The sequence below is a fragment of the Mucilaginibacter sp. genome, from assembly GCF_028288225.1.
Taxonomy (GTDB): Bacteria; Bacteroidota; Bacteroidia; order Sphingobacteriales; family Sphingobacteriaceae; genus Mucilaginibacter.
This window is the reverse complement of sequence record NZ_JAQBOC010000053.1, coordinates 22,282-36,024: the sequence shown is the minus strand read 5'-3', so window position 1 is coordinate 36,024 and position 13,743 is coordinate 22,282. Positions and strand designations below refer to the sequence as shown.

At 42.5% G+C, this 13,743-nt stretch carries 11 protein-coding genes and 1 pseudogene; 5 read left to right on the top strand and 7 right to left on the bottom strand.

All coding sequences use genetic code 11. The features are described 5' to 3' along the window. Positions 1-275: 275 nt before the first annotated feature. The 7 genes and pseudogenes from JWQ54_RS16125 to JWQ54_RS16095 all read right to left on the bottom strand — a co-directional run bounded on the left by JWQ54_RS16125 (position 276) and on the right by JWQ54_RS16095 (position 8,696). On the bottom strand, positions 276-2,546 hold the full coding sequence (locus tag JWQ54_RS16125) for a Tex family protein (RefSeq protein WP_299586681.1): 2,271 nt from the start codon (positions 2,544-2,546) through the stop codon (positions 276-278). A 333-nt stretch (positions 2,547-2,879) separates the two neighbouring features. Further along, a complete protein-coding gene (locus JWQ54_RS16120) occupies positions 2,880-3,098 on the bottom strand; it encodes a hypothetical protein (RefSeq protein WP_299586678.1) in 219 nt (72 codons plus the stop codon). Between the two features lie 27 nt (positions 3,099-3,125). After that, positions 3,126-3,344, bottom strand: a complete 219-nt coding sequence (locus JWQ54_RS16115) for an alkylphosphonate utilization protein (protein ID WP_073403258.1) — start codon at positions 3,342-3,344, stop codon at positions 3,126-3,128. A 4-nt stretch (positions 3,345-3,348) separates the two neighbouring features. Continuing rightward, positions 3,349-3,867 (bottom strand): hypothetical protein, encoded by a 519-nt coding sequence (locus tag JWQ54_RS16110; RefSeq protein ID WP_299586676.1) that lies wholly within the window; start codon positions 3,865-3,867, stop codon positions 3,349-3,351. Positions 3,868-4,025: 158 nt separating this feature from the next. Next, positions 4,026-5,009, bottom strand: a pseudogene (locus tag JWQ54_RS16105) (pyruvate dehydrogenase complex E1 component subunit beta). A 341-nt stretch (positions 5,010-5,350) separates the two neighbouring features. Next, entirely contained in the window at positions 5,351-7,003 is a 1,653-nt protein-coding gene (locus JWQ54_RS16100) for a S8 family serine peptidase (RefSeq protein ID WP_299586673.1), read from the bottom strand. Between the two features lie 151 nt (positions 7,004-7,154). After that, positions 7,155-8,696 carry an aldehyde dehydrogenase family protein gene (locus tag JWQ54_RS16095; RefSeq protein WP_299586671.1) on the bottom strand — a complete coding sequence of 514 codons (1,542 nt, stop codon included), beginning with the start codon at positions 8,694-8,696 and terminating at the stop codon, positions 7,155-7,157. A 237-nt stretch (positions 8,697-8,933) separates the two neighbouring features. Here JWQ54_RS16095 and JWQ54_RS16090 point away from each other — a divergent pair, with 237 nt between their 5' ends. From JWQ54_RS16090 to JWQ54_RS16070, 5 genes are all read left to right on the top strand, one after another. Further along, on the top strand, positions 8,934-10,337 hold the full coding sequence (locus tag JWQ54_RS16090; protein WP_299586668.1) for a tetratricopeptide repeat protein: 1,404 nt from the start codon (positions 8,934-8,936) through the stop codon (positions 10,335-10,337). Between the two features lie 177 nt (positions 10,338-10,514). Further along, a complete protein-coding gene (locus JWQ54_RS16085; protein ID WP_299586666.1) occupies positions 10,515-11,270 on the top strand; it encodes a phosphosulfolactate synthase in 756 nt (251 codons plus the stop codon). A 292-nt stretch (positions 11,271-11,562) separates the two neighbouring features. Then, positions 11,563-12,273: a YoaK family protein gene (locus JWQ54_RS16080; RefSeq protein ID WP_299586663.1), complete on the top strand. Its 711-nt coding sequence runs from the start codon at positions 11,563-11,565 to the stop codon at positions 12,271-12,273. 67 nt (positions 12,274-12,340) lie between these two features. Then, positions 12,341-13,141, top strand: coding sequence for a shikimate dehydrogenase (locus JWQ54_RS16075; RefSeq protein WP_299586660.1), 801 nt, complete (start codon positions 12,341-12,343; stop codon positions 13,139-13,141). Then, positions 13,138-13,734, top strand: a complete 597-nt coding sequence (locus JWQ54_RS16070; protein ID WP_299586657.1) for a gliding motility lipoprotein GldD — start codon at positions 13,138-13,140, stop codon at positions 13,732-13,734. The genes JWQ54_RS16075 and JWQ54_RS16070 overlap by 4 nt, the downstream gene beginning before the upstream one ends. The last annotated feature ends 9 nt before the right edge of the window (positions 13,735-13,743 follow it).

Sequence of the window (13,743 nt, the reverse complement as noted above, 5' to 3'; positions counted from 1 at the left end):
CCGTTGTTAACTTTATCAACAAAAATCAAGGTTATTAACACAGAAAAAGAAGCAAAAAGAAAGCTTCAACAATAATAATAACCTATTCTATTTTGTTGAAGCCAATCTAAAGGCAATGACATGGTGGCTAATTAAGAAATGACATAAGACAAATCTAAAATATGTCATTGCACAATACGGCAATCCCATCATAAATTCTCCACCATTCTATCCGACAAGCATAACTATGGGGTTGCTTCACGCTTGCCTCGTTCGCGACGCCAAAATGATTTTTCTTACCTAAATTTATCCTTCAACGCTGCCAATTTTATAGCTATATCAGTTTCCGGTTGCTGCTCAGGCTTTTTGTTAAATGCAGGTTTTTGAAAGTTACGTTGCTGATTTGCAGGCTCCCGTCTTTCTCTTTCAGCAGGCTTTGGCTCGTTTTCCTTCATTGAAAGGGCAATGCGTTTGCGGTTAATATCCACATCTGTTACTGTTACTTCAACCTTTTGCTGCACTTTCAATACCTCATTGGCATCTTTAATAAACCTGTTGGTGATCTGGCTTAGGTGTACCAAACCGTCCTGGTGAACGCCGATATCAACAAAAGCGCCGAAATTGGTAATGTTGGTAACTATGCCGGGCAGCTTCATCCCTATCTTCAGATCGCCAATAGCGTTAACACCTTCTGTAAAGCTGAATGCCTCAAACTGCTCACGTGGGTCTCTGCCGGGTTTCGCCAGCTCGGCCATAATATCATTCAGGGTTGGCAATCCGGCATCTTCTGAAACATATTTTTGCAGGGGAATGCTTTTGCGGAGTTTATCATCACTCATCAGGTCCTTTATGGAGCATTTCAGGTCTTTGGCCATTTGCTCAACCAAAGCATATCTTTCCGGGTGTACACCACTTGTATCCAGCGGATCCTTAGCATCGCGAATGCGCAGGAAGCCCGCTGCCTGCTCAAATGCCTTATCGCCGAGGCGTGGCACCTTCTTTAGTTCATTGCGGTGTTTAAAGGCACCATTGGCATCGCGGTAGGCTACAATGTTCTGCGCCAGTTGCGGCCCCAGACCAGAAACATAGGCCAGGATCTGTTTTGATGCAGTGTTCAGCTCAACGCCAACAGCATTTACACAGCTCATTACCGTATCATCAAGCGAGGTTTGCAGTTTAGTTTGATCCACATCATGCTGGTACTGGCCCACTCCAATCGATTTTGGGTCGATCTTTACCAGTTCAGCTAATGGATCCATCAACCGGCGACCGATTGACACAGCGCCCCTTACGGTAACATCTTTATCCGGAAACTCTTCCCGTGCAACATCCGATGCTGAATAAATAGATGCCCCGCTTTCGTTAACCATTACTATAGCCGCACCAGGCAGGTTAAGGTTGCGGACAAACACCTCAGTTTCGCGCCCGGCAGTTCCGTTGCCAATGGCAATGGCTTCGATATTATATTTTTTGAAAAGAAATTCAGTGGTTTTTTCTGCCTCTTTGGCCTGGCCTGCGCCTGTGTGCGGAAAGATAGCCGTGTATTCCAGTAGCTTTCCCTGTTCGTCCAAACAAACTACCTTGCAGCCGGTACGGAACCCAGGGTCAATTGCCATGGTACGCTTTTGGCCAAGCGGCGCACTTAACAACAGCTGACGGGCATTCTCGGCAAAAACACGGATAGCTTCTTCATCGGCTTGCTTTTTGGTGAAAAGGCGCACCTCTGTTTCCATTGATGGCTTTAGCAATCGTTTATAGCCATCGGTAACGGCCTGTTTTACCTGGTCGGCGCTTGGGTTATTGCCTATAACAAAAGCGTCTTCCAACAGGGCTATTGCCTCTTCTTCCACAGGTTTTATATCCAGCCACAAGATCTCTTCTTTTTCACCACGGCGCATAGCCAGAATGCGGTGCGATGGCGCTGATTTTACAGACTCTGTCCAGTCGAAATAATCTTTATATTTTATGCCTTCCTGCTCTTTTCCTTCAATAACTTTTGATTGAAAAGTTCCTTTCTCTATAAACAGGCTGCGCATCCGGGTGCGTACTTCAGCATTCTCGCTAATGAACTCTGCAATAATATCCCTTGCTCCGGCTAAAGCTTCTTCAAAGCTTTTTACACCTTTTTCTTCATCAATGTATTTAGCCGCTTCGATTTCGGGGTCAATACGTTTTTGCTCCATCAGCAGATCAGCCAGGGGCTGCAGGCCTTTTTCGCGGGCTGTAGTGGCGCGGGTTTTTCGTTTGGGGCGATATGGCAAGTAAATATCTTCCAATAATACCATTGTTTCAGCCTCGTTGATCTTCGCCTCCAGTTCGGGCGTAAGCTTGCCCATCTCCGTAAGCGATTTAAGGATGGCTTCACGGCGTTTATCCAGGTCGCGCAGCTGCTGCATCCTGTCGCGGATGGCGGCTACCTGTACCTCATCCAAAGTTCCGGTAACTTCCTTGCGGTAACGCGAAATAAACGGAACAGTAGCACCCTCATCAAGCAGGGCAATAGTAGCGCTAACCTGTTTTTCGGCAATGGAAAGTTCGGCAGCTATTTTTTGATTGTGTGATTTCACAGATTATTGTTTTAATTACACCGATTATTTTAGATAATTACACAGATTTTGGTTTGATTGCACCGATCATCTGCTATTATCTAAATAACTGGATTGCGAAGTTGAGCAGAATTGCGGGAATTTTCAAGAGGAGGTTTTCAACAAGGCTAAAAAGTTTGATGGCTTTTGTCAATCACGGAATTAGCTTTTAAGCTATCAGCCTGAAACCAAGAGTTTATTGGTTGCTTCCAAGCCAAATTTTTGATACTTATTATAAGCTGCTACCGATTACCAAAGAATTACGCCCAGCAGGCTATAGAATATGCATTTTTTTAGCATCACAAAACATCATTTTCAGGAAATCTCTTTTGTGTCTCCCTTTTTATACTTTAAAACAGTATAAACCAGCATAACAGCTAAAACAATAAAAAACAAACCACCTACCGAAGCCAGCACAATACGCCATGTTTGGTGGCGGGCAATTCCCTTAAAAAGGCTATTTATACTAATGGCTATAAAGCCCAAAAAGATAATAAAAGGTATAACGGTTTTCTTTTTGAGATCTTTTTCCATTTAACTCATATAACTAATATAAAAATCTTATTTCTTTTTCAAAAAACAGGTTTTTAGTACCACGCTCATGCCGTCAACCTTGCAATCCACTTCTTCGTCATTATCTGTAAGCCTGATCTTTTTTATGGTGATGCCTTGCTTTAAAGTGGTGGTTGATCCTTTTACTTTTAAACTTTTTATCAGCGTTACCGAATCGCCGTCAATCAGCGTGTTGCCGTTACTATCCTTTACGTTTGATGTTTCCAATATATTACGGGTGTTTATTGTTGATTTTTCCTGCGTCCTCTAATTCGGCATCCATCTGGTCGTCATACTTAAAGCGGTATAAAACCCATTCGTTCTGAGGTTTGTAAAACATAAAAGTAAACCTTATCGGCTGAATCTCGTGCTTTACCAGGTAACTGTAAAAAACCAAACTGTTCGACGCATTTTTTTGAACGATCAGATCTTTGCCTAAATAGTTGCCTATCCCCTGGCGCAATGAGTCTAATTTAGCTTTTAGCTGGCTTATGCCGGCATTATTTGTAAAATATTTATTGGTGCCAAAAATATAATCAATGGCAGCTGACGTTCCTTCGTCCTTGTATTTTTTAAAGAAGGTGTTAACCAGGTCGGCAGCACCTTTAACTGCAACAAACGGCGGTTTGGCAGCAGTAGCTGCAGGCTTTGCAGCAGTAGGTTCCTGTGCCTTAGCATAAATTGAGTAGCAAACAATGCCTGCTAATAAAAACCACCTTGTTAAAAGCAGCTTAATGTTTAAGTGTTTCATAGCGTGTATTTTAAAGCCCAAAGTAAATAAAAAAGCCTGCTATTTGAGTAGCAGGCGGTATATTTTTTTAGTTGAATAAGTTGATTGGGTTAGATTGAGTTGATTAAGTTAGGCTGTTTTTAACTTAAAAAACCATTCACTAAATCAACCTAATCAACTTACTTAGCAACATACATTACTTCCTTAACCGCTTTGATCACTCTTTCAGCGTTCGGAAGGTATTCCTGGATCAGGGTTGGTGCATAAGGCAATGGCACATCGCCGCCCATAATGCGCAGTACCGGGGCATCTAAATAATCAAATGCATCCTTTTGTACTTTAAAAGCAACCTCTGTAGCAATTGAGCATAAAGGCCAGCTTTATTCAACAATTACCAAACGGTTTGTTTTTTTAACTGAATCAATAACGGTTTCATAATCAATAGGACGCACGGTACGCAGATCGATCACTTCAGCATGGATGCCTTCTTTTTCAAGCTCGGCAGCGGCAGCATTTACCACCTTCATTATTTTACCAAAGCCTACAAGAGTAACATCTGTGCCTTCTTTGGTAACATTTGCCTTGCCTAACGGAATATAATAAGTTTCTTCAGGAACTTCGCCTTTATCACCATACATCAGTTCCGATTCCATAAAAATAACCGGATCGGGATCAATAATAGCTGATTTTAACAAGCCTTTTGCATCATAAGGGTTTGAAGGCACTACTACCTTTAAGCCCGGACAGTTGGCATACCAGCTTTCGAAACACTGGCTGTGCTGCGAGCTAAGCATCCCCGCATTGCCTGTTGGACCGCGGAAAACAATTGGCACAGTGAACTGGCCACCGCTCATTGACATTATCTTAGCCGCTCCGTTTATGATCTGATCGATAGCAACCAGCGAAAAGTTAAAGGTCATGAACTCAATAATGGGGCGTAAGCCGTTCATTGCCGAGCCAATACCAATGCCGGCAAAACCGCATTCAGAAATAGGCGTATCAATTACACGTTTAGCACCAAACTCGTCCAGCATGCCCTGGCTCACTTTATAGGCCCCGTTATATTCGGCAACCTCTTCACCCATCAGGTATATTTTATCATCCTTGCGCATTTCTTCGTTCATTGCCTCACGAAGCGCTTCTCTGAATTGTATTTCTCTCATCGTATTGTTAAAATGATGTTTTTTGCGAACGCAAATATAATCAACAATGTGTTATTTGCAATTTGTAATAGATTTGAGACGTGAGATATGAGATTTGAGACAGATTTCACTGTTCATTTTAATCTCATGCTTCATTTTTCGCCCCAATTGCTTTTGGCTTTTACAGCGGGATGGCTTAAAACCCATCCCTAATATATACCAAGCCAATGGCTCTTTAAAAGATCAGGAACGCATCTTATTGTACTCTAAAGTTTATCGTCAGAATGAATCAGAGGCATAGCCCCGGCTAATATTGTAACAACGGATTTCTATAACGTTGAACTGCCTGCTAATACTGCCCACTAAAAACTGCCAGCTCCCAGCTTCCTCTCCCCTCTCATTTTTGAAGCTATCTCCAAAGCTTTATAAGCATTCACTATACCACCTGTTTTTGAAAGCGAGGCAAAATCAACCTGCTGTTTGGCGCCGGGTTTATTAACCATTTTACCGGTTATGGGTGTTGCACATTCTAAAATAATTTGTTTTAGTTGCTTTGCACTCAGGTCAGGGTAATATTCCAGGCATAACGCAGCAATACCTGCAACAATGGGCGATGCAAAGCTTGTGCCGTCAGCGGTGTTGAATTCAGCATCCGTGTCAATTGAGGTTACTTTTACGCCCGGTGCAAAAACATCAACGTGAACTTTACCATAATTGGAAAAAGTTGCCGCCAGGCTGGTATCAGGCCTTGGGCCCGATGCGCCTACGTTGATCACATTATCGGTAGCCGATCCGTCAAGATAGGTATCATTTGGGAACTGAGGCGTGGCATCAACATCCTGGCCATCATTGCCTGATGCCATTACCAGCAGCACATCCTTTTGGGCCGCATATTTAAAGGCCTCATCCACCCACTCTTTGTGCGGCGAGACCTTTTTGCCAAAGCTCATATTGATGATCTGGGCGCCATGGTCGACCGCAAAATGGATCGCGTTAGCAATATCTTTATCATATTCATCGCCATTTGGCACCGCTTTTACTGCCATTATCCTCACATTGTCCGCTACACCGTCAATGCCATACCCATTATTGCGTACCGCTCCAATTAACCCGGCAACACCTGTACCGTGCGATGCATCGGGGTTTTTAAGCACATTATTGCCATAAGGTTTCCCATCGTTCACATCCGGATCGTCGGCTACTATGCGTGCACGTGCATCAAGATCAGGGTTAATGGTGTTGTTTTGCTTGGCATAATACTCCGTAAGGTCCTTAAGCACTTTGGCATTGTTGGCATCACCGCCTATCTGCGAAAAAACAGATTCCCAAACAGTTTTGCTCTGGTTTATGGTATCATTAGTTGTCTTGATCCTCGACAAATCGGTCATATTAAAAGTTTGGTCCGACTGCAGCTTAAGCTCTCTTTTTATATAATGATTTGTTGCCGATAGTACATTAACCTCCATAGTAAGATCTTTTATTTCGCTTTGGGCCTTGCTCATCGTACTATCATAATTGGTTTTTACAGTTTGCCAAAAAGCAAATTCTTTTTCCTGGCCGGCAGGCGCTGTGGTAATAGCTCCATATTTATCTTTGAGCTTATGGTACTGCCTTACTTCTTCGGTTGTTTCGGTATAATCAACCTTGCCGCCCTTGCCGCCTAAAAAGTCCCAGCCATGCACATCATCTACGAAACCGTCTTTGTCGTCATCAATGCCGTTGTTGGGGATTTCTTTGGAGTTTACCCACAAAATACTTTTAAGGTCGTTTTGTGAAGTATCAATACCACTATCAATGGTAGTAACTACTACGGTTTTACTTTTTTTGCCCTTTAAAAACAGGTAGGCCTGTTTAAGGCTTATTCCATAAAAACCATCTGTTTTCAGATCCATGGTATGCCAGTTTTTTGGCGGATCAGGTGCCTGTTTTGGCAGCTGCTGCCCGATAGCATTCAGGCTGATGAACATTGCCCCGCATACCAGGGAGCTTAAAGCGTATTTGCGTAATTTATGCATTATTTAGTTAGTTGATTAAGTTGAATGGTTGATTGAGTTGGATTGGGTTATTATCTGATGAAAAAGTTAAGGTTATAAGAAATGATGTTTCCCTATTTAATATTTTAACTTAATCAACCTAATCCAACTCAATCAACCACTCACTAAAAATTTACAGATCAAATTTAATCCCTTGAGCCAAGGGTAACGTTTTTGAATAGTTTATAGTATTTGTTTGCCGCCTCATATAAACTTTCCATGCATCAGAACCCGACTCGCGGCCGCCCCCGGTTTCTTTTTCACCGCCAAATGCGCCGCCTATCTCTGCGCCTGATGTGCCTATGTTAATATTGGCAATTCCGCAATCAGAACCGGCATAGGACAAAAATTGTTCTGCATCCTGTAAATTTCCTGTCATAATTGCTGATGATAAGCCCTGCGGCACACCATTTTGCAGTGCGATGGCTTCATCAAGGGTTTTATATTTTATCAAATATAGTATAGGTGCAAAGGTTTCGTGCTGTACAATTTTGTAATTGTTTTCCACCTCGGCTATGCAGGGTTTTACATAACATCCAGAGGCATATTTATCGCCTTCAAGCTTGCCGCCTTCCACTGCAAACTTACCCCCTTCGGTTTTGCATTTTTCAATGGAATCAAGATATAAGCTAACAGCATCCTTATCAATCAGCGGGCCCATGTGGTTATTTTCGTCCAGTGGATCGCCAATGCGAATCTGTTTGTAGGCATTTACCAGTTTTTGTTTAAAAGCATCATAAACACTTTCGTGGATGATGAGCCTGCGGGTGCTGGTACAACGCTGTCCGGCTGTACCTACTGCGCCAAATACCGCACCTATCAATGACATATCCAGGTCGGCATTTTCACTGATGATAATGGCGTTGTTACCGCCAAGCTCCAGCAGGCTCCTGCCTAATCTTGCGCCTACAGCCGCACCTATTGATTTACCCATGCGGGTTGAGCCGGTTGCAGAAATAAGTGGTACACGCGGATCATTAGCCATCAACGCACCAATTTTCCTGTCGCCAATAACCAGGCATGATACGCCTTCGTCAATATTGTGCTTTTTAAATACTTCCTGTGCAATATGCTGGCAGGCAATGGCTGTTAGTGGTGTTTTTTCTGATGGTTTCCAGATACAAACATCGCCGCAAACCCAGGCAAGCATAGCATTCCAGCTCCAAACCGCAACAGGGAAGTTAAATGCAGAGATGATCCCCACAATGCCCAGCGGATGATATTGCTCATACATACGGTGCTGCTGGCGCTCACTGTGCATGGTAAGCCCGTAAAGCTGCCGGCTAAGGCCAACGGCAAAGTCGGCTATATCAATCATCTCCTGTACTTCGCCATAGCCTTCCTGCAGGCTTTTGCCCATTTCGTAGGATACCAGTGTACCAAGCGCCTCCTTATTGCTCCGCAGCGCATTCCCTATTTCGCGCACAATTTCACCGCGTTTTGGTGCTGGCACTGTGCGCCAGTTAATAAATGCTTTTTGCGCTTGTTCAACCGCCTGGTTGTAATTAGCTGCAGTAGCGAATTTTACCGATGCTATTTTTTTACCGTCAGTTGGCGATATTATATCTTTTATAGCTGCATCAGCACTGCTTACCCAGTTACTGCCTGTACTAAAGGCGTCATTTATGTCGTTTATATGTAAACGATTAAGAATATCTGAAATATTAATGCTCATAATTGTTACTTTTGTCAAAGGTAAAAATCTTTAAGGCAATTTATTATCAACCCACTCTCTGCCGGCAAAATGATTCACATTAATTATCAAGGCTTTGTAAATATTGCTGTTAACAATGTTTGAATGTTGATAACTAAATTGTATTATGGATGTTTATACTTGTAATTTAATCTCAGTTTAAGCTCTAAAAGCGATTTTGAAGGCTTCAACAGAGTATGTGTTCTGAAACAAAATTGAATGGAAGAAGAATTTGAATTTGGTTTTACCGAAGACCCAAAGTTTTCGGTTGAACGGTACGAAGAAATGATTCGTAATCATGATCAGTACTTTTTTGATGCCCAGGCGTTTGAGAACATTATCGACTACTATATCGAAAAGAACGATCCGCCAAGAGCTTTACAGGTTGCAGAATATGCACGTAACCAGCATCCGTTTGCTGCCGTTTTCCTGATAAAGCAGGCACAGCTTTTAGTGATAACCAACAAGGTTACCGAGGCATTTGAGGCGCTTGAAAAAGCCGCTATGCTGGAAGCGTCAGACCCTGATATTTACCTCATCCGCGGTAACATGTACGAAAGCATGGAGCGCTACGGCGAAGCCCTGGAAAACTATGAAAAAGCGCTTGAACTTGCCGAAGAAACCGACGAGGTGCTGCTGCATATTGCCTACGTGTACCAAAACATGGGCGATTATGAAACATCCATAACCTATCTTAAACTTTGCCTTGAGCAAAATATGGAGAACCAGGATGCTTTGTATGAGCTGGCGTTTTGCTATGATGTTTTGGACAATCAGCAGGAGAGCGTTTTATTTTATCAGCAATATATTGATAATGAACCTTACAGCTATGCCGCATGGTATAACTTAGGTAACGCCTTTACTAAGCTGAGCCTGTTTGAAAAGGCTATTGATGCTTATGATTATGCTATATTAATTAAAGACAGCTTTGCATCGGCCTATTTTAATAAGGGCAATGCACTGGTTAATCTTGAAAAATATGCCGAGGCTATTGAGGTATATCGCCACACATTTGAGTATGAGCAGCCTAATGCAGATACCTATTGTGCCATAGGCGAGTGCTATGAAAAGCTGGAGCAAATGGACGATGCCCGCGCATTCTATAAAAAATCAGTTAAAATGGATCCTAAGCTGGCCGATGCCTGGTTTGGGATAGGTGTTACGCTTGATTTTGAAGAACGTTATTTTGAGGCGCTTCATTTCTACAAAAAAGCACTCGACCTGGATATTGCCAATGCCGACTACTGGTTTGCTATTGCCGATGCTGAATACAAACTGGGCCACCTCCCAGAAGCTGAACTGGCCTATGAAAAGGTAGTGGAGCTTAATCCTATTGATGTGGATGCCTGGCTTGATTATTCTTCAATATTGTATGAACAGCAAAGGCTGGTTGACGCCATTGAAGTAATATCGCAGGCTATAAAAAATAACCCGGATGCTGCCGAGCTTTATTACCGCATGGTAGCTTATTTATTTGCCAAGGGCGAGTACAATGAGGCTCTGAGTCACCTTGAAATGGCTCTTGCGTCAGACCCTGATAAACATTACATCCTGTTTGATTATTTGCCCCAGCTGCAAAAAAACAAGGTGATAGTTGATATTATTAATAGGTATACTAAATAGTTAATTAGAGGTTAGAGACCAGAGATTAGTTAAACGCTCAGAGCTGCGGCCAGCCTAATCTCTAATCACTAACCTCTGATCTCTAAAAAAAGCCAAAATTTCTACCAATTTTGGCTTTTTTTACGACCTTTGCGCCGTTAAAACTTTTAGTTATAGTCTATAACCTGTTTGTGTTTTATGAATTATCAGATCAATAACCTTCCGGAGCGGGTAGCAAAGCCACGTAACAGCGGCATAACCATGGTTATGGATAAGGGGCTTAGCTTACGGCAGGCTGAAGATTTTATTGAAGTAGGTGGTACTTATACAGATATGGTAAAATTAGGTTGGGCCACATCATATGTAACCCCTAACCTTACCGAAAAGCTAAAACTTTATCGCGATGCCGGCATTCCTGTATATTTTGGAGGAACGTTATTTGAGGCCATGATAGTAAGGAACCAGTTTGATGACTATTGCCGCCTGCTTGATAAATTCCAAATGGATTATGCCGAGGTGTCTGATGGCTCCATCACCCTTGAGCACGATATAAAATGCGACTATATTCAAAAGCTTTCCAAACTCACCACCGTTATCTCCGAAGTTGGCTCAAAGGATGTGCAAAAGATCTTTGCCCCCTATAAATGGATCAACCTGATGCGGGCCGAAATTGAGGCCGGCTCATGGAAAGTGATTGCCGAAGCCCGCGAAAGCGGTAATGTGGGCATCTACCGCGATTCGGGAGAAGTAAGACAGGGTTTGGTTGATGAGATCCTTACCCAGATCCCCGAAGAAACTATAATTTGGGAAGCTCCGCAAAAGGCACAACAGGTTTGGTTCATCAAACTGATTGGTGCCAATGTGAGCCTTGGCAATATAGCCCCTGCTGATGTGATCCCGCTGGAAACCCTTCGCCTGGGAATTAGGAGCGATACTTTTGATCATTTTTTGTAAGCGACAGTTGTTATCAGTCATTTCAACAGGCGGTTTAATTGCGATAACGGGGTTTGTTTGTCCGTAGCTTTTTGCAAGCGCAAACAACGGCAATAACAGGATAAATGATCCTTTCATTTGATTTAGGTGATATGGCAATATAATATTAAAAGCAAAGGCCTGCAAATTTCTGTCTCTTTACAAATCAATAATCATAATTGCCTGTTTTCTTGATATTTTTACATCGTGTTAAATGACAGGCATACATGAGTCTTCCGTCATTTTCAGAAAACTATTTAATGAAAATTGCACTATGGCTTTAGACCCAAAGGCAGACAATTCAGCACAGGTATACTCCGATAATTCAATAGAAGTGGCGGTACTGCTCACGCTCTCCGGCGGTTTCCTTGATGTTTTTACCTATGTAGGCCATGGCCATGTTTTTGCCAACTCTATGACGGGTAACATTGTATTCCTGGGAATTGACATTGCAACAGGGAACTGGTATCAGAGCATGCGGCATATTCCTGCCATTTTAGCATTTCTTACCGGGGTATTCATTGCTTACAGAATGCACTTGCCATCTGTTCTGAAACATTTCCCCAAACCTGCGCTTACCTGCCTTGGGCTTGAAATTATTGTGCTTATCACCGCTTCATTTTTACCGTCATCATTTCCCGATATCTTATTAGTACTGTCAATATCATTGGTTGCCGCTATGCAAAATTCCAGTTTTACCAGGCTGGAATCATGGACTTATAACTCCGTGATGACTACCGGGAACCTGCGCCGGTTTGCGGAAGCATTTTTTAGGGGAACTACGCCTGGTTATAACCCGGCAACATTACGTGAAGCCCGTTTATTCGGCCTGGTTTGCCTCAGCTTTTTAGCCGGGGCTATTTTAGCTGCTTTAACCACTTTAAAGCTCCATGACCATGCACTTTTTATACCGGCCAGCCTGTTGACCATAGCATTTGCTATTTGCTGGCGAAGGCAAAAAGCAAAACTCCTTTATCTGCCATAACATTGTATTTTCAACTTATCAAATCATTAGTTACAATTGCATGTTAAAATGTTATTAATATTACGGCATGAAACAATACGGGCTCATCGGCTTTCCGCTCACACATTCTTTCTCAAAAAAGTATTTTACAGAAAAATTTCAAAAGGAGCACATCACTGATTCGGAATACGAATTATACCCTCTTGAACATATAAAAGATCTACAGGATCTGCTGGATCTCCATCCTGATTTGTGCGGGCTTAATGTTACCGTTCCCCATAAAATAGAGGTGCTTAAATACCTCGACTGGATTGAACCCGATGCCAGAACTGCCGGCGCGGTAAACTGTATTCGCATTGCCGCCGAAAGCCCGGTAGAGGCCGCATTTTCGGGTGAGTTAGGTATAAGGGGCCATGATTTCAGGCTGGAAGGCTTTAATACAGATATTTATGGCTTCGAAATGTCATTAACACCGCTGCTGAAAGACCATCACGATGAAGCACTTGTTTTAGGTGATGGAGGGGCCGCCAAAGCGGTGAAATGTGTGCTTGATAATCTGGGCATTATGTATAAAATTGTGACACGCAGGCCGATGGGCAATAACCTTTTGTTTAAAGATCTTAAACCACGTCATATAAGGCAGCACAAACTTATCATCAACACAACACCCCTGGGCACATCGCCAAATGTTGATGAATGCCCTACTATTCCGTACAATGCCATCACAGAGGATCATTTGCTTTACGACCTGGTATATAATCCCGAAAAAACCTTATTTTTAAAAAAAGGGGAAGAACAGGGAGCAGTAATAAAAAACGGCTATGAAATGTTAATATTACAGGCTGAAAAAGGCTGGGAAATATGGACAGCAAAAGAAAAACATCCATGAAAAAATTTGTATTGCCCATTTTAGCTATCCTGCTTTTTGCTGCCTGCAACGGTAATCATGATTATTCACCTAAGCCGCGGGGGTATTACCGGATTGTTTTTCCGAAAAAAGATTATCGCCCATATACAGGCACCGGTCCGTTCACTTTTTTGTATCCCCAATATGCAGTTATAGATACGGATAAAACATCCAGGAAATCTAACAAGCTGTTAAATATGAAAAGCCTTTTGAATATGCAGTTTCCGCAATTTAACGGTACGCTGCATTTAAGTTATGAAAGCATAACTTCAAAAAAAGTATTTGATGAGCTGATAGAAGACGCACATAGCTTTGCATTTAAACACACCATAAAAGCAACAAGTATTGACCAGGGCGTGATAAGCTATCCCGACCGTAAGGTTTACGGCATTTATTACACCATTGACGGCAACGCGGCATCATCCATACAATTTTATTTGACTGACAGCACCAAAAACTATATCCGCGGAGCACTTTATTTTAATTCCGAACCACGGCTCGATTCAATCCAGCCTGTGCTCACCTTTGTAAAACAAGATGTGGATTTGATGATAAAGAGCTTTAAGTGGAAGTGAGGGGAGAAG